Raw genomic sequence first — 14,685 nt, 5'->3', positions numbered from 1 at the left:
CCCACCCCCAGCCCCTCCCTCAAGGGAGGGGAGGTGTCGTGGCTCAGCGCTCGTCGAAGTAGCGCTGGGCCTTTGCGGGGTCCGAAATGCCGTTGGCCACTAGCAGCGCAGTCAGCACTCGCGCCTTGGGCGGGCCGAGCGCACGTGCTGCGACGAAGCCGTCCTCAAGGTCGTCCGGCACGGGATCGACCAGCCCCTGATCCGTGCGGCTTGCGCGCACGACCAGTGCGCCGCGCCGTGCATGCTGGACCAGCACCTGGCGGACGGGATCGGGCATGTTTCCTTCCCCTACCCCGGACACGACGATCCCGGCCGGGTCGTCCGAAAGCTGCCTTGAGGCCGCAGCGGCACTCATCCCGGCATAGATCGCCAGGATCGGCACTTCGGGCAGCGGCAGGAAACGCAGCGAGGCGGTGTCGTCCACCCGCCAAGGCGCGCCGAACCAGTCGAGCCGCGAAGGCGTGACAATTGCAACGGACTCCCTCGGGAAACCGCGAAACGCCTCGGTCGCGCGGGTCTCCGCCTTGCGCACGTCGCGCGCCGAATGCACCCGGTCGCCCATCACCACCAGCACGCCGCGCCCAGGCGCTTCGGCATCGCCTGCAACGCGCGCCGCATTGGCAAAGTTGCGCATCCCGTCATAACCCACCGCATCGGCAGGCCGCATCGCGCCGACCAGCACGACCGGCTTGGTGCTTGGCAATGTCAGGTCGAGCAGGAACGCGGTTTCCTCCGCCGTATCCGTCCCGTGGGTCACGATCACGGCATCCACGCTGTCGTCGCGCATCGCGAGATCGATTTCCGCATGCAAACGCGACCAGATGGAGGCGTCGATATCCTCGGACCCGATATTGGCGATCTGCCGTCCGGTGAATTCGGCCGCGATGCCCAGCACGCTGGCCTGTTCCAGATAGGTCTCGATCCCGATCTGGCCGGGGCGGTAATCCGCCCGCATCGCGTCGCCAGCCTGCCCGGCGATGGTACCTCCGGTGGCGAGGACGAGGATGCGTGGGGTTGTCATGGGCCGCGACCTAACGCTTAGCTGCACGCTTTCAATTGATTTTGAACTTTCGCACGCTAGATAGCGTGCCCTCCTGAAAGGATCAGGGCGATTAGCTCAGTTGGTAGAGCGCTTCGTTTACACCGAAGATGTCGGCAGTTCGAGCCTGTCATCGCCCACCATTCCTAGATTGGTCTCAACCGGAACACCGCCGTGTCGCGCGGGCCCACCTTTCGAGTGAGCGCGGTTTGGGTGTCTCCTGCGGCTTTTCCCGACCACGCGTCGGTCAGCGTATAGGATCGCTGCGCAAACTCGGCGCGATGGCCGAACGTATCGTCCTTCAGCTCGACCGCGGCCCAGTCGATCGAGATCGATTGCGCTTCATCCCCGCGGTTGAGCAGCGCGATCGCCCACTCTCCATCGGCCAGGGGCTTCGCCCAGATTTCCCAATCGGGCGTTGCGATCCATTTCATCGCCCCGCGTCCGAGCGGGTCCTGATTGATCGCGATGAGCCGCTTATTGGCAAGGATCGCCGTAATTTCCGGCGTCATGCCGGGCACGTCGCTCCCGATAATCAGGGGCGCGGCGAGCATCGCCCACATTGCGAAGTGAGAGCGGTTTTCGGCAAGTGTCGGCAGGTTGCCGACCTCCATCATGTCGGGGTCGTTCCACTTGTCTGGCCCGCCAAAGCTGCGCAGCTTGTCCTGCTGGTCGAGGATCGGAAGGATGCCCGAACTGGACCATGATCCGTGCCCCACGGTGCAATCCCAGCAATTGATGATGTCGCCGGTGGTGCGCCACAAATGGCCGTATTGTCCGGCCCATAGCCACGGCTCGTTGTCGCCCCACTCGCACACGGACAGCACCATTGGACGGCCCGAGGCCGCAATCGCGCGGCTCATCGTGCGATACGCCTCGCGCGGATTGCGCTGTTCGTCACCCTTGCCCGTGTTGCACCAGTCATACTTGATATAGTCGACACCCCACTCGGCATAGCGACGCGCATCCTGGAACTCGTAGCCCTGGCTCCCGGGTCGTCCGGCGCAGGTCTGCGTCCCCGCATCGCTGTAGATGCCGAACTTGAGCCCGCGGGCATGCAGATAGTCGCCCAGAGCCTTCATCCCGGACGGGAAGCGTTCGGGATCGGGCTGGATATTGCCGTTCCCGTCCCGCTCGCCATGCCAGCAATCGTCGAGGTTGACGTTGACATAGCCAGCATCTCGCAGGCCGGAGGAAACCAGCGCGTCGGCGGTTTCGCGGATCAGCGTCTCGTCGATATTGCAGCCGTAATGGTTCCAGCTGTTCCACCCCATCGGCGGGGTCGGTGCCAGCCCTTCGATCTTTTGCGCGGCGCCCGGCGTAGCAGAGAGGCTGCCAAGGACGATGGCCGACGCCACTGTCGCAAAAGCCCCTTGGAATACTCGGCCAATCAAACTTCGCATCATCCAACTCCCCGTACGTTCCCGATACGAGTGGAGCACTCTATCCTTCGGACTGCAATGCCTCGTCGATGGCTGCGCGCGCCTCCTCGCTGGACCAGTCGAAATCGCCGGTTACGCGCCAGACTTCCTGCCCGGTCGGATCGTAAAGCACGGTCGTCGGCAATGTCGCCGCACCCATCGCGTCACCCAGCGCCAGCTGCGGATCGATCCATTGCGGCAGGTTGGCGAGCTCGTTAACGGCAAAGAACGTCGCCACCTTGGCAGGATCGCCCATATCCTGGCTGATCGTGACGACCGACATTTCGCCATCATAGTCGACCGCCAGCTCGTCCAGCAGCGGCATTTCCTTGATGCACGGCACACACCAGGTCGCCCACAGGTTCACCAGCACCGGTCGGCCCTGCAATGCACCCAGGTTCAATTCCTCGCCCTGCGGGTCTACCAGCCGGGCAGCAGGCATCAGCTCACCCGCAAAACGCGGATCGATTTCCCCAACCCGTGCTTCATCGCCCTTACTTTTGCCGATTTCGCTCTCTTGCGGGGTTTCCTGCGGCTCCCTATCGCAACCGCTCAATATCAGGATGGCGAAGAGCGCGGGCACTATGGCGGAACGGAACACTGGCAACTCCGGTAAAGCAGGCAGCAACGCCATGTGGGGCGGCCGCTTCGATGGTGGGCCTAGCGCGATCATGCGCGAAATCAACGCTTCGATCCCGTTCGACAAGGCGCTGTGGCGTCAGGATATCGCCGGCAGCCGCGCGCATGTGAGCATGCTGGCCGCGCAAGGGATCCTTTCGCAAGACGACGCGAAGACCATCGACGATGGCTTGCAGGCGATCGCCGCCGAATACGAGCGAGACGGAGTGCCCGAGGACTGGGATCTCGAAGACATTCACATGACGGTCGAGGCACGGCTGACCGAACTGATCGGGCCGGTCGCGGGGCGCCTCCACACGGCGCGCAGCCGCAATGACCAGGTGGCGACCGATTTCAAGCTGTGGGTGCGCGAGGCTATCGACCAGATCGACGCCGGGCTGGCAGCGGTGCAGCACTCGTTGGTCCTACGCGCCGAGGAACATGCGGGCGATATCATGCCCGGCTTCACCCATTTGCAGGCCGCACAGCCCGTCACGCTGGGCCATCACCTGATGGCCTATTACGAGATGCTGCGGCGTGATCGGATGCGGTTTTCTGCTGCGCGCGAACGGCTGGACGAGTGTCCGCTGGGCGCCGCCGCGCTGGCCGGGACCGGGTTCGATCTCGACCGTGAGGCGACCGCCAAGGCCCTGGGTTTCGCGCAGCCTACGTCCAACAGCCTCGACACCGTGTCCGACCGCGATTTCGCGATGGATTACCTGCACGCCGCTAGTCTCGTCAGCATCCACCTCTCGCGGCTGGCGGAAGAGATCATCATCTGGGCCAGCCAGCCTTTCGGCTTCATCCGCCTGCCCGACAGTCTTTCGACCGGCAGTTCGATCATGCCGCAGAAAAAGAACCCCGACGCGGCAGAGCTGGTCCGCGGCCATGCGGGGCGGATCATCGGCTGCGCGACCGCGCTTTCGATCACGATGAAGGGCCTGCCCCTCGCCTATGCAAAGGACATGCAGGACGACAAGCCGCCCGTGTTCGAGGCGCACAGCCTGCTCACCCTGTCGCTCGCCGCGTGCGAGGGCATGATTGCCGGGGCGCAGTTCAATACCGAGCGGATGTTCGCGCTGGCGGGCAGTGGCCATGCAACGGCAACCGACCTGGCCGACTGGCTGGTGCGCGAAGCGGGCGTGCCCTTCCGTGAGGCACATCACATCACCGGCGCAGCGGTTGCGCGGGCCGATGCGAAGGGCTGCGCGCTGGCCGAACTGACGGCGGACGATCTCGCCGCGATCGACCCGCGCGTGACGACCGAGGCACTCACCCACCTGTCTCTGGAAGGTTCGGTCGCGTCGCGCCGCAGCTATGGCGGAACCGCGCCCGATCGGGTACGCGAGCAGGTAGCCGCCGCCAAGACCGCGCTCGGCATCGATTGACGCTGCGAAAGACCGTTCGAGAGACAATGCGCATCCGCCTCATCCCGATTGCCTGCCTGCTGCCGCTCGCGCTGTGCGCCTGCGGCCAGCGATCCGATCTCGAGCCGCCGCCCGGCGCCAGCTTGCCGCCCGCGCCTTACGGCAGCCCTGCCCAGCCCACGGCGGCAGACCTGCTGAAGCCCGATGTCATCGCGGTGCCCGAGCGCGACACCGAATTGCGTACGGAATCGGAAGAACGCGAAGACGATCCGTTCGACATCCCGCCCGAATAGGCACCTGCAAACATGGATCATTTCACGCACAAGAGCGGCGTCCTACATGCCGAGGATGTACCCTTGCCCGCGATTGCCGATGCGGTGGGGACTCCGGTCTACGTCTATTCGCTTGCCACCTTGCAGCGGCATGCTCGTGTGTTTCGCGAAGGGCTGAGCGCCCTCATTAACCCCCTCATCGTCTTTGCGGTGAAGGCCAATCCCAACCTTGCTGTCTTGCGCGTGCTGCAAGGCGAAGGGTTTGGCGCGGATGTCGTCTCGGGCGGCGAACTGCGACGCGCGCTCGCCGCAGGAATGGCGCCGGACAAAATCGTGTTCTCGGGCGTCGGCAAGACGCGGGCCGAGCTGGAACTGGGGCTCGATACGGGAATAGCCCAGTTCAACATCGAATCGCGCGAAGAAGGCATCGAGCTAGCGGCGCTGGCGCATGCACGCGGTGAACACGCCCGCGCCGCGCTGCGGATCAATCCCGATGTCGATGCCGGCACGCACGAGAAGATCAGTACCGGAAAGGCGGACAACAAGTTCGGTGTACCGCTGCATCACGCCGCCGACGTGTTCGCAGACCTCGCGGGACTGCCGGGCCTCGCGCTTGAAGGGCTGGCCCTTCATATAGGCAGCCAGTTGGGCACGCTGGAACCGCTTGAGACCGCGTTCACCAAGATCGGCGAGCTCCTGCGCATGCTTCGCGAGCAAGGCCACACCATCTCCCGCGTCGATCTGGGCGGGGGGCTGGGCGTCCCTTACAAGGCGGGCGAGGCCTTCCCCAGCCCCGCAGACTACGGCGCGATGGTTGCGCGCGTCACCGCCGGTTGGGATGTACAGCTGGTGTTCGAACCCGGACGCGTGATCGCGGGCAATGCCGGCGTGCTGCTGACCCGGGTGATCCGCGTGAAAGACGGACTCTCGGCCCCATTCGTGATCGTCGATGCGGCGATGAACGACCTCGCTCGACCCGCATTGTATGGTGCATGGCACGATTTCGAATCCGTAGCCGAAACGTCCGAACGGCAGGTTGCCAACATCGTCGGGCCCATTTGCGAAACGGGAGACACCTTCGCGCGGGACCGGGACTGCCCGAAGCTTGCGGCTGGCGACCTGGCCGTGTTCCGAACCGCCGGGGCCTATGGCGCGACGATGGCGTCTTCGTACAATTCGCGCGGCTTCGTGCCCGAAGTGCTCGTCAGCGGGGATCGGTTCGCGGTGGTGGCGGACCGAATCGATGCGGGTGCGATCATGGACGCAGAGCGGGTGCCGGACTGGCTTTCGTAGTACCGGTTCAGACACCGGCCCCGATGGGCGAACCCGCCGCCTCGAAATAGCGGGACATCGCAGACAGCGCCGTATCGCTCAGCGCCACGAACGCGCGGCGCCTGTCTACCTGGTCGTCCTCGCGGCGCAGCAGCCCCTGCTGCGTCATCTGCGAAATCCATCGCAGCGCCGTGGTTGGCGGAACCCCGCTCGCGATGCACAGGGATGTGACAGACACGCGGCGCCCCTCCGCATGCGCGGCAGTCAGGTCGAGCAGGATGTCCCACGCCGGATCGGCAAACAGGCTCGCGTCGAAGAACCGCGCGCGCAATTGCCGCTTGCGGATCACCGCACGCACGCGGCGCGGATCGGGCAGAGGTGGCGGCTCCTCTTCATGCCGGTGATCTTTATGCGGGTGCTCGTCACCCGATTGGTCGGGCAGATGTTCGCGCAGGCTACCGCTTGCAGGGGTGCCCGTACCGAAGGCAAAGGCGCTGGCCCCGTCTGCCGGCACGCTGTCACCGGTCAGCCCGTCCAGCCTCTCGGCCAGGGCGCTCACCCGTTCGACCAGCCGCAACACCATCACCCGATCATCCTCGGACAGTTCGCGCACCCGGCGCCCCGCAATCCTCGCGAGGGCCTCACCGAAAGCCACCAGCCGTTCCGAGCGACCCGGCTCGACCAGCAGGGCAGGCTCGCACGCACTCGCCGCCACCATCACAGGCTCGAGCGCGCCGATCCGGGTCGAGACGATCAGCTGCCCGCCCGAACGCGCAATCCGCTGCGCCAGCCGCTCCAGCATGGCGAGCGTGGGCGCATCGGCGGCAGGCGCATCGACCATCACGATGTCGCCCAGCACGCGTGCAGTTCCGTCTTCCATCGCGGCGAGCGGCTCTGCCTGCACCACCCGGAAACCCGCCAACCCGGCATCGTCGAGCATCTGGGTGCGCAGGTAGGTGCGATCGGCAAACAGCGAAATCGCCACCGGCAAACCGGCCGCGTCGCTCACAGGCTCATAGCTTGGTCGGTCGACTGCGCATTCTGCCTGCAACATGATTCGTATTCCCCATTTGTTCTCGCTGTATTCATGAGAACAAATGGGGAATGTGTCAACTGCCTCCGATCCGGAGGAACTTTGCCCGGAAGTCTGCGGGATCAGTCCTCGAACGGATCGCGCACCAGGATCGTATCCTCACGCTCCGGGCTGGTCGAAACCAGCGCCACCGGGCACTCGATCAGTTCCTGGATGCGGCTGATATACTTGATCGCGTTGGCGGGCAGGTCCGCCCAGCTGCGTGCCCCCGCCGTGCTTTCGCTCCAGCCTTCCATCTCTTCGTAGATCGGTTCGCAGCGCGCCTGGCTTGCCGCATGGCTGGGAAGGTAATCGAAGATGCGCCCGTCGAGGCGATAGCCGGTGCAGATCTTCACCGTGTCCATCCCGTCGAGCACGTCGATCTTGGTCAGTGCAATGCCGGTCACGCCCGCTATCGAGCAGGTCTGGCGCACCAGCACCGCATCGAACCAGCCCACGCGCCGCTTGCGCCCGGTGACGACGCCGAACTCGTGGCCGCGCTCGCCCAGCCCCTGCCCGATCTCGTCTTCCAGTTCGGTCGGGAACGGGCCGGAGCCCACCCGCGTGGTGTAGGCCTTGGTAATGCCGAGCACGAAGCCGGTGGCATTGGGGCCGAGGCCCGAACCGCTCGCCGCCGTACCGCTCACCGTGTTAGAACTGGTGACGAAGGGATAGGTGCCGTGATCGACATCGAGCAGCACGCCCTGCGCCCCTTCGAACAGCACGCGCGCGCCCGCCTTGCGCACCTTCTTGAGCCGCTTCCATACCGGCTGTGCGAATTGCAGCACGAAAGGTGCAATCTCTCGCAGCTCGGCAATCAGTGCTTCGCGGTCGATCGGCGGCTCGTCGAAACCGGCGCGCAGCGCATCGTGGTGCGCGCACAGCCGGTCCAGCTGCGGTTCGATTTCGTCGAGATGCGCAAGATCGCACACGCGGATCGCGCGGCGGCCCACCTTGTCTTCATAGGCGGGGCCGATCCCGCGCCCGGTGGTCCCGATCTTGCCGCTGCCTGCCGCTGTTTCGCGCAGGCCATCAAGATCACGGTGGAGCGGCAGGATCAGCGGGCAATTGTCGGCCACGGCGAAGTTGTCCGCCGTGATCGTCACGCCCTGCCCTTCCAGCTTCTCGATCTCGGATTTCAGCGCCCACGGGTCGAGCACCACGCCATTGCCGATCAGCGACAGCGTGCCGGTTACGATGCCCGAAGGCACCAGCGAAATCTTGTAGGTCGTGCCGTCGACCACCAGCGTGTGGCCCGCATTGTGTCCGCCCTGGAAACGCACGACGGCATCGGCACGGCTCGCCAGCCAGTCGACAATCTTGCCCTTGCCCTCGTCGCCCCACTGGGCGCCGATCACGGTTACGTTGGCCAAAGCTCACACTCCTTCGAAAATCTTGCCGCGCCCCGCCCCGACAGAGGCGAAAGCGAGAGGGCCTGACACACCTGACACAGTGTCTTAAGCGTGAAATCCCCGGCCCGGAAAAACACACCGCGCGCAAGCGCGGGCCTATGGCACGCGCGCCACGGGTAGGAAACGCTTTATTGCCGGAAACCGGGACATTTCAGGGGCCGCGTGTGTTGAGAGTGCAAAAGGAGAATTCATGCGCAAAGACTACCCCACCCTCACCCTCAACGATGGCCGCCAGCTTCCGCAACTCGGCTTCGGTACCTGGCAGATCGAGGACGACAAGGCGCCCGAAGCGGTGCGCACCGCAATCGACGTCGGCTACTGGATGATCGACACGGCCGCGATCTACCAGAACGAGCGCGGCGTGGGCGAAGGAATCGGCGACTGGTCGGACATTTTCCTGCAGACGAAGATCTGGAACGAGAGCCAGGGATACGACCGCACCCTGAAAGCAGCGGACAAGTGCCTCGAACGGCTGGGCCGCGACCATGTCGACATGCTGCTGATCCATTGGCCTTGCCCGGACAAGGGCCTGTTCGTGGAGACGTGGAAGGCGCTGATCGAACTGCGCGATGCCGGCAAAGCGAAAAGCATCGGCGTGTCCAACTTCCGCGAGGAAGACCTGAAGCGGATCGTCGAGGAAACGGGTGTGACGCCCGCGCTCAACCAGATCGAACTGCATCCCAGCTTCCAGCAGCGACATCTGCGCAAGGTGCATGATGATATGGGCATCGTGACGCAAAGCTGGTCCCCGCTCGGCCAGGGCGAAGGCCTCTCGCGCGACGCGATCACAAACATCGCCGATGAAACGGGCCAGCCCGCAAGCGCGGTTATCCTTCGGTGGCACCTGCAGCACGGCCTGTGCACGATCCCCAAGGCATCCAGCCGCCCGCATATCGAAGCCAATTTCAAGGCGCTCGATTTCGAGCTGACCGACGATCAGATGGCGAAGATCGATGCACTGGACGATCCCGATGGCCGTATGGGTCCGGAGCCCAGCAAGCTTAACGAGTAGCGCGCGACAATCCGCGACATTGAACGGCTGGACACTGCTTTGCCATGCGGCAAACCTGTGCGCACTTGCTACTCAAAGGAGCCTGCAATGCGCCTGGTCCTGCTCGCGGGGGTCGCCACCCTTTCATCCGTGATCGCTGTCGATGTCGCCAGCGCACGGGACAGGCTGTCGCGCGAATGCCGCCGCGAGGTGGTGCGCCTGTGCGGAATGGATCGATCCAAGATACAGTCCTGCTTTGTCGAGAAACGCGACCGGTTGAGCGGCAAATGCACTGCGCAAGTCTCCGAACTGGTGCGCGAGCGGCTCGGTGAACGGCGGGCCTCCGGGCAGGCCGCCACATCCTCTGCCGGGGCCGAACTGATCGCATACGGCAGCGATCCCCTCCAAAATCTCGATTTCTATGCTGCCTCGGCGAGTAACGCGCCGCTGGTGCTCTTCGTTCATGGCGGCGGCTGGAAACGCGGGGACAAGGGCAATGCCACCGGAGCCTACAAGGCGGGGCATTATACCGGTCTCGGCTATCACTTCGCCTCGACCAATTATCGCCTCGTGCCCAGCGCCACGGTCGAGCAGCAGGCAGCGGATGTCGCCGCCGCGCTGGCCGAACTGCTGCGCCGCGCCGACACCCTCGGGATAGACCGGCAGCGCGTGGTGCTGATGGGGCACAGCGCGGGCGCGCATCTGGTGGCGCTGGTGGGCACGGACCCGCAATATCTCGCCGGTGCGGGGCTCACGTTCGACGATGTGGCAGGGATCATCCCACTCGACGGAGCGGGATACGATGTGCCCTCTCAGATGGGCGAGAACCAGGCCTTGCTCGGCGACACGTATGAACAGGCTTTCGGCACTGATCCAGCGCGTCAGTTGGCGCTTTCACCCACCAGTCACGCTGCGGCGCCCAATGCCCCGGCATTCCTGATCCTGCACGTCGAACGCGCCGATGCGAAGCGGCAGAGCGAAGGCCTTGCGACCGCGCTCAGAAGCGCGGGGACGCCTGTCGAACTGCGCGAGGTAGCCGGACGCGGGCTGCGCGGGCACATGGAAATCAATCGCGAGCTCGGCAAGCCGGATTACGAAGCGACGCCAATCGTGGATGCGTGGCTGAAAACGCACTTTGGCAGCTAGAGCGCAGTAACGTCGCCACCGTCCAGCCGGTGTGTGCAGCCAAGGGCACGTGGGTCTTCATCGTCGGACAGGGCCGCGAGCGTGCGCCAGCCTTCGCTGCGCAAGCGCGTGGCCTCGGCGGGATCGTGGCCCAGCGGCAGGTAGAGCATGTCGCGTGGCTTCCCCGCTTCGAGCAAAGGTAGCGCCTGTCCGAGATAAATCGAGAACCCGGTCGCGGGTTCGTCCGTCCCGCGGATAAGATAGGTTCCGCCGCGTCCCAGAGCGCCGCGGGCATTGGCGGCATAGAGCGTGAATCCGAACCAGCTCTGGTATTCGAAGCCGTGGCGTTCGGTCGGGTCGAGCGTGATCCGCGCGCGGTCGCCCACCGCAGCGGCAATCGCTTCCAGCCCGGCGATCCGGCTGTCGAGCACGCCGCCCGCATCGATCGCACGCAGGCGGTCGAGCGCATCGGGAAACGGCCCGGCGGCATGGATCAGCGGCAGGAAGGCCTCGCCCCCGATGGCCTTCAACCCGCCCGCATCCTTGGTATCGAGTTCGCGGCGCACCGCCTCGGCCTGGTCTTCGGCCAGCGGGAACGGGCCTGCCGCGAGGGTCGAAACAAGATCGGGCAGCGTGAAATCGACCGAGATCGGGCCGACACCGACGGCCTCCAGCGCCTCGATCGCCATACGCACGACCTCGCTCGCCGCCGCGACACTGTCCGCCCCGATCAGCTCCGCGCCGACCTGCAGGCGCTGGCGAACCGGATCGAGCTGGTCGCCAGCGATCCGGGTGACCTCGCCCGCGTAACACAGGCGTAACGGCCTTGGCTGGTCGGCCAGCGCGGTCGCTGCGATACGCCCGATCTGCGGCGTAATGTCGGACCTGAGCGCCAGCGTACGCAGGCTCGCCGGATCGACGAAGCGGAACATCGCGCGCGTCTGCAGCCCGTCCATCCGCTGGCCGAGCGACTTTTCGAACTCGATCAGCGGCGGGCTGACGCGATCATATCCATGCGCGTCCATCGCCTCCAGTGCGGCGCGCATCGCGCGGGTCAGCAGCGCGGATTGATCGGGCAGGTTGTCGGCCAGCCCCTCGGGCAGGAGATCGTCGGTCATGGCTGGCGCGCTAGCAGACAGCGGCGCAACGGCAAGCCATCAGAACGACAACGCCTTCACCGTCCGCACGCCTTCCAGCGCCTCGGCCTCCGCGATCAGTGCATCGTCCACCGGATGGTCGAGGCTCAACAGCAGCACAGCCTCCCCGCCCGCTTGGCGGCGGCCAAGGTTGAACGTGCCGATATTGATGCCCCGATCCCCGAGCAGCGAACCGATCCGTCCGATGAAACCCGGCGCATCGTCGTTGACGACGTAGATCATATGGCCTTCCAGCTCCGCCTCGATTCCGATCCCGAAGATTTCCACCAGCCGTGGCGCTTCCTTGCCGAACAGCGTGCCCGCAACCGAACGGCGACCGGCATCGGTCTCGACACTGACCTTGATCAGCGTCTGGTAGGTGCCTTCCTTGCTGGACCGGATTTCGCGCACCTCGATCCCGCGATCTTTCGCCAGGTACGGCGCGTTGACCATGTTCACAGCTGTCGAATAACGACGCATCAGACCGGCCAGCACCGCCGCGGTAATCGGCTTGGGGTTGAGCTCCGCCGCGTCGCCTTCCAGCTCGATCGCGATCTTGGGCAGGTTGCCGTGTGCCAGCTGCCCGACCAGCGAGCCCAGGCTTTCAGCCAGCTGCATGTAGGGCTTGAGGCGCGGGGCTTCTTCCGCGCTGAGGCTCGGCATGTTGAGCGCGTTGGTCACCGCGCCGGTGAGCAGGAAATCGCTCAGCTGCTCGGCGACCTGCAGCGCGACATTCTCCTGCGCCTCGCGGGTCGAGGCGCCCAGATGCGGCGTGCAGATGAAGCCGGGCTTGCCGAACAGCGGGCTTTCCTTGGCCGGTTCGGTCTGGAACACATCGAGTGCCGCGCCCGCGACATGCCCGCTGTCGAGCGCCTCGGCCAGTGCAGCCTCGTCAATCAACCCGCCGCGCGCGCAATTGACGATCCGCACGCCCTTCTTCGTCTTGGCGAGGTTTTCGGCCGAGAGGATATTGCGCGTCTCATCGGTCAGCGGAGTGTGCAGCGTGATGCAATCCGCACGACGCAGCAGATCGTCGAGCGTCACCTTCTCGATCCCGAGGTCGACCGCACGCTCGTCGGTCAGGAAGGGATCGTATGCGATCACTTTCATGCGCAGGCCCTGCGCACGGCTCGCGACGATCGAGCCGATATTGCCCGCGCCGATCAGGCCGAGCGTCTTGCCCGTCAGCTCGACGCCCATGAAATCGCTCTTGGGCCACTCGCCCGCCTGCGTACGCGTGTTCGCCTGCGGGATCTGCCGCGCGAGCGCCAGCAGCATGGCAATGGCGTGCTCGGCAGTGGTGAGCGAGTTGCCGAAGGGCGTGTTCATCACCACCACGCCGCGCTCGCTGGCGGCGGGAATATCGACATTGTCGACCCCGATCCCGGCGCGGCCGATGACCTTGAGGCTGGTCGCTGCCTCGAGGATTTCGGGCGTCACCTTGGTGGCGGAACGGATGGCGAGGCCGTCATATTCGCCGATGATCGCTTTCAATTCATCGGGCGAAAGGCCGGGCTTTACGTCCACATCGCAGCCGCGCTCTTCGAAAATGCGGGCGGCTTCGGGGCTCATCTTGTCGGAAATCAGGACTTTGGGTTTGGTCATGGATTTACTCCGCACAACGCCGTTCGTGCTGAGCTTGTCGAAGCGCGAACGAGAAAACTGTGCCTCGCTCGCCCTTCGACAGGCTCAGGACGAGCGGGAATGGAAATGAAGGGGGGGCGCTCAGGCCTTCTGCAGCTCGGCGAAGGCCCACTCGATCCACGGCAGCAGGCGCGCGATATCCTCGCTCTCCACCGTGCCGCCGCACCAGATGCGAAGGGACGGCGGCGCGTCGCGATAGCCGTTGAAGTCATAGCCGACGCCTTCGGCTTCCAGCATCTTGTAGATCTTGCCGGGCACTGCAGCCTGCTCGTCTGCCGAGAGACTGTCGAACCACTCGCCCTGGAAGACGAAGCACACGCCGGTATTGGTCCGCTTGGCCGGATCGTCGACCATGTTGCGCACGTAAGGCGTCGCTTCGATCCAGTCGGTCAGAACCTTGGCATTGGCATTGGCGCGCTCGATCATTGCGGGTAGCCCGCCGATCGACTTCGCCCATTCCAGCGCAGCGATGTAATCTTCCGTCGCCAGCAGCGAAGGCGTGTTGATCGTCGCGCCTTCGAAGATCGCGGTGTTGATCTTGCCGCCTTTCTTCAGGCGGAACAGCTTGGGCAGCGGCCAATCGGGATCGTAGCTTTCGATCCGCTCGACCGCCTTAGGGCTGAGGATCAGCATACCGTGCTGCGCTTCGGAGCCCATCACCTTTTGCCAGGAATAGGTCGTCGCATCGAGCTTGGCCCAGTCCATCTCCTGCGCGAAGACGGCGCTGGTTGCGTCGTTGATCGTGACGCCCTTGCGATCCGGCGCCAACCAATCGGTATTGGGGATGCGCGCACCGCTAGTCGTCCCGTTCCAGGTGAACACGACATCGTTTTCCTGCGGGATGGAGGCGAGATCGGGGATTTCGCCATAGGGCGCGTCGAGCACCTGCAGGTCGGGCAGCTTCAGCTGCTTCACCGCATCCTGTATCCACACATTGCCGAAGCTTTCCCACGCGGCGACCGTTGCGGGGCCTGCGCCCAGCATGGTCCACATCGCGCATTCGAGCGCGCCCGTGTCCGATGCGGGCATGATACCGACAAGGTAATCGTCGGGCACGCCCAGCAATTCGCGGCTCAGGTCGATCGCATATTTCAGGCGCGCCTTGCCGACCGAGGAACGGTGCGAACGGCCCAGCGATTCGGTTTTGAGTTTGTCGAGCGACCAGCCGGGAAACTTGGCGGTCGGACCGGACGAAAAGAAAGGGCGCTCAGGCTTGAGCGCGGGTTTGTCAGTCATGTATTCTCTCCTTGCAGAGAGCACGCGCGGCGTTGGGACCGCGTGGCCCACGCGCGGCAATAATGTTGCGCCGCAACAAG

General features: G+C 64.9%; 13 protein-coding genes and 1 tRNA gene. 6 read left to right on the top strand and 8 right to left on the bottom strand.

Annotated features, from left to right (window positions below; genetic code table 11):
* Window positions 1-43: 43 nt before the first annotated feature.
* Window positions 44-1,021 carry an asparaginase gene (locus ACEQXE_RS11125; protein ID WP_370179334.1) on the bottom strand — a complete coding sequence of 326 codons (978 nt, stop codon included), beginning with the start codon at window positions 1,019-1,021 and terminating at the stop codon, window positions 44-46.
* Window positions 1,022-1,106: 85 nt separating this feature from the next.
* Here ACEQXE_RS11125 and ACEQXE_RS11120 point away from each other — a divergent pair.
* A tRNA-Val gene (locus ACEQXE_RS11120) sits at window positions 1,107-1,182 on the top strand.
* A 3-nt stretch (window positions 1,183-1,185) separates the two neighbouring features.
* Here ACEQXE_RS11120 and ACEQXE_RS11115 read toward each other — a convergent pair.
* A complete protein-coding gene (locus ACEQXE_RS11115) occupies window positions 1,186-2,397 on the bottom strand; it encodes a glycoside hydrolase family 27 protein (protein WP_370179332.1) in 1,212 nt (403 codons plus the stop codon).
* Window positions 2,398-2,482: 85 nt separating this feature from the next.
* The gene (locus tag ACEQXE_RS11110; protein ID WP_372520211.1) at window positions 2,483-3,043 is read right to left on the bottom strand and encodes a TlpA family protein disulfide reductase; all 561 of its coding nucleotides are present in this window, start codon (window positions 3,041-3,043) and stop codon (window positions 2,483-2,485) included.
* Window position 3,044: 1 nt separating this feature from the next.
* Here ACEQXE_RS11110 and argH point away from each other — a divergent pair, with 1 nt between their 5' ends.
* The 3 genes from argH to lysA are packed head-to-tail and all read left to right on the top strand — an operon-like array spanning window position 3,045 to window position 6,010.
* On the top strand, window positions 3,045-4,466 hold the full coding sequence (argH, locus tag ACEQXE_RS11105) for an argininosuccinate lyase (protein WP_370179330.1): 1,422 nt from the start codon (window positions 3,045-3,047) through the stop codon (window positions 4,464-4,466).
* A gap of 26 nt (window positions 4,467-4,492) precedes the next feature.
* Window positions 4,493-4,738 carry a hypothetical protein gene (locus ACEQXE_RS11100; protein WP_370179329.1) on the top strand — a complete coding sequence of 82 codons (246 nt, stop codon included), beginning with the start codon at window positions 4,493-4,495 and terminating at the stop codon, window positions 4,736-4,738.
* A gap of 12 nt (window positions 4,739-4,750) precedes the next feature.
* Window positions 4,751-6,010 carry a diaminopimelate decarboxylase gene (gene lysA, locus ACEQXE_RS11095; protein ID WP_370179327.1) on the top strand — a complete coding sequence of 420 codons (1,260 nt, stop codon included), beginning with the start codon at window positions 4,751-4,753 and terminating at the stop codon, window positions 6,008-6,010.
* A 7-nt stretch (window positions 6,011-6,017) separates the two neighbouring features.
* Here lysA and ACEQXE_RS11090 read toward each other — a convergent pair whose 3' ends face one another.
* A complete protein-coding gene (locus ACEQXE_RS11090) occupies window positions 6,018-7,043 on the bottom strand; it encodes a MarR family transcriptional regulator (RefSeq protein WP_370179325.1) in 1,026 nt (341 codons plus the stop codon).
* 101 nt (window positions 7,044-7,144) lie between these two features.
* Window positions 7,145-8,434 (bottom strand): adenylosuccinate synthase, encoded by a 1,290-nt coding sequence (locus tag ACEQXE_RS11085; RefSeq protein WP_370179323.1) that lies wholly within the window; start codon window positions 8,432-8,434, stop codon window positions 7,145-7,147.
* 229 nt (window positions 8,435-8,663) lie between these two features.
* Here ACEQXE_RS11085 and ACEQXE_RS11080 point away from each other — a divergent pair, with 229 nt between their 5' ends.
* Both ACEQXE_RS11080 and ACEQXE_RS11075 read left to right on the top strand, forming a co-directional pair.
* Window positions 8,664-9,485 (top strand): aldo/keto reductase, encoded by an 822-nt coding sequence (locus tag ACEQXE_RS11080; RefSeq protein WP_370179321.1) that lies wholly within the window; start codon window positions 8,664-8,666, stop codon window positions 9,483-9,485.
* 87 nt (window positions 9,486-9,572) lie between these two features.
* Window positions 9,573-10,610 carry an alpha/beta hydrolase gene (locus ACEQXE_RS11075; protein WP_370179319.1) on the top strand — a complete coding sequence of 346 codons (1,038 nt, stop codon included), beginning with the start codon at window positions 9,573-9,575 and terminating at the stop codon, window positions 10,608-10,610.
* Here the strand turns inward: ACEQXE_RS11075 and ACEQXE_RS11070 are convergent.
* The 3 genes from ACEQXE_RS11070 to ACEQXE_RS11060 form a co-directional block, all read right to left on the bottom strand.
* Window positions 10,607-11,707, bottom strand: coding sequence for an ATP phosphoribosyltransferase regulatory subunit (locus ACEQXE_RS11070; protein ID WP_370179317.1), 1,101 nt, complete (start codon window positions 11,705-11,707; stop codon window positions 10,607-10,609). The two genes, ACEQXE_RS11075 and ACEQXE_RS11070, sit on opposite strands and share 4 nt — an antisense overlap.
* A gap of 39 nt (window positions 11,708-11,746) precedes the next feature.
* On the bottom strand, window positions 11,747-13,330 hold the full coding sequence (serA, locus tag ACEQXE_RS11065) for a phosphoglycerate dehydrogenase (protein ID WP_370179315.1): 1,584 nt from the start codon (window positions 13,328-13,330) through the stop codon (window positions 11,747-11,749).
* A gap of 120 nt (window positions 13,331-13,450) precedes the next feature.
* On the bottom strand, window positions 13,451-14,605 hold the full coding sequence (locus ACEQXE_RS11060; RefSeq protein WP_370179314.1) for a phosphoserine transaminase: 1,155 nt from the start codon (window positions 14,603-14,605) through the stop codon (window positions 13,451-13,453).
* Between the last annotated feature and the right edge of the window lie 80 nt (window positions 14,606-14,685).

This window comes from Alteriqipengyuania sp. (assembly GCF_964222115.1).
Taxonomy (GTDB): domain Bacteria; phylum Pseudomonadota; class Alphaproteobacteria; order Sphingomonadales; family Sphingomonadaceae; genus Alteriqipengyuania.
The sequence above is the reverse complement of the archived record's forward strand: the minus strand, read 5'-3'. Positions and strand labels throughout refer to the sequence as shown.

Bases quoted from the DNA above. Each gene is read 5' to 3' on its own strand.
- ACEQXE_RS11125 (WP_370179334.1), bottom strand. From the start codon at position 1,021: ATGACAACCCCACGCATCCTCGTCCTCGCCACCGGAGGTACCATCGCC.
- argH (WP_370179330.1), top strand. From the start codon at position 3,045: ATGGCGGAACGGAACACTGGCAACTCCGGTAAAGCAGGCAGCAACGCC.
- ACEQXE_RS11100 (WP_370179329.1), top strand. From the start codon at position 4,493: ATGCGCATCCGCCTCATCCCGATTGCCTGCCTGCTGCCGCTCGCGCTG.
- lysA (WP_370179327.1), top strand. From the start codon at position 4,751: ATGGATCATTTCACGCACAAGAGCGGCGTCCTACATGCCGAGGATGTA.
- ACEQXE_RS11090 (WP_370179325.1), bottom strand. From the start codon at position 7,043: ATGTTGCAGGCAGAATGCGCAGTCGACCGACCAAGCTATGAGCCTGTG.
- ACEQXE_RS11080 (WP_370179321.1), top strand. From the start codon at position 8,664: ATGCGCAAAGACTACCCCACCCTCACCCTCAACGATGGCCGCCAGCTT.
- ACEQXE_RS11075 (WP_370179319.1), top strand. From the start codon at position 9,573: ATGCGCCTGGTCCTGCTCGCGGGGGTCGCCACCCTTTCATCCGTGATC.
- ACEQXE_RS11070 (WP_370179317.1), bottom strand. From the start codon at position 11,707: ATGACCGACGATCTCCTGCCCGAGGGGCTGGCCGACAACCTGCCCGAT.
- serA (WP_370179315.1), bottom strand. From the start codon at position 13,330: ATGACCAAACCCAAAGTCCTGATTTCCGACAAGATGAGCCCCGAAGCC.
- ACEQXE_RS11060 (WP_370179314.1), bottom strand. From the start codon at position 14,605: ATGACTGACAAACCCGCGCTCAAGCCTGAGCGCCCTTTCTTTTCGTCC.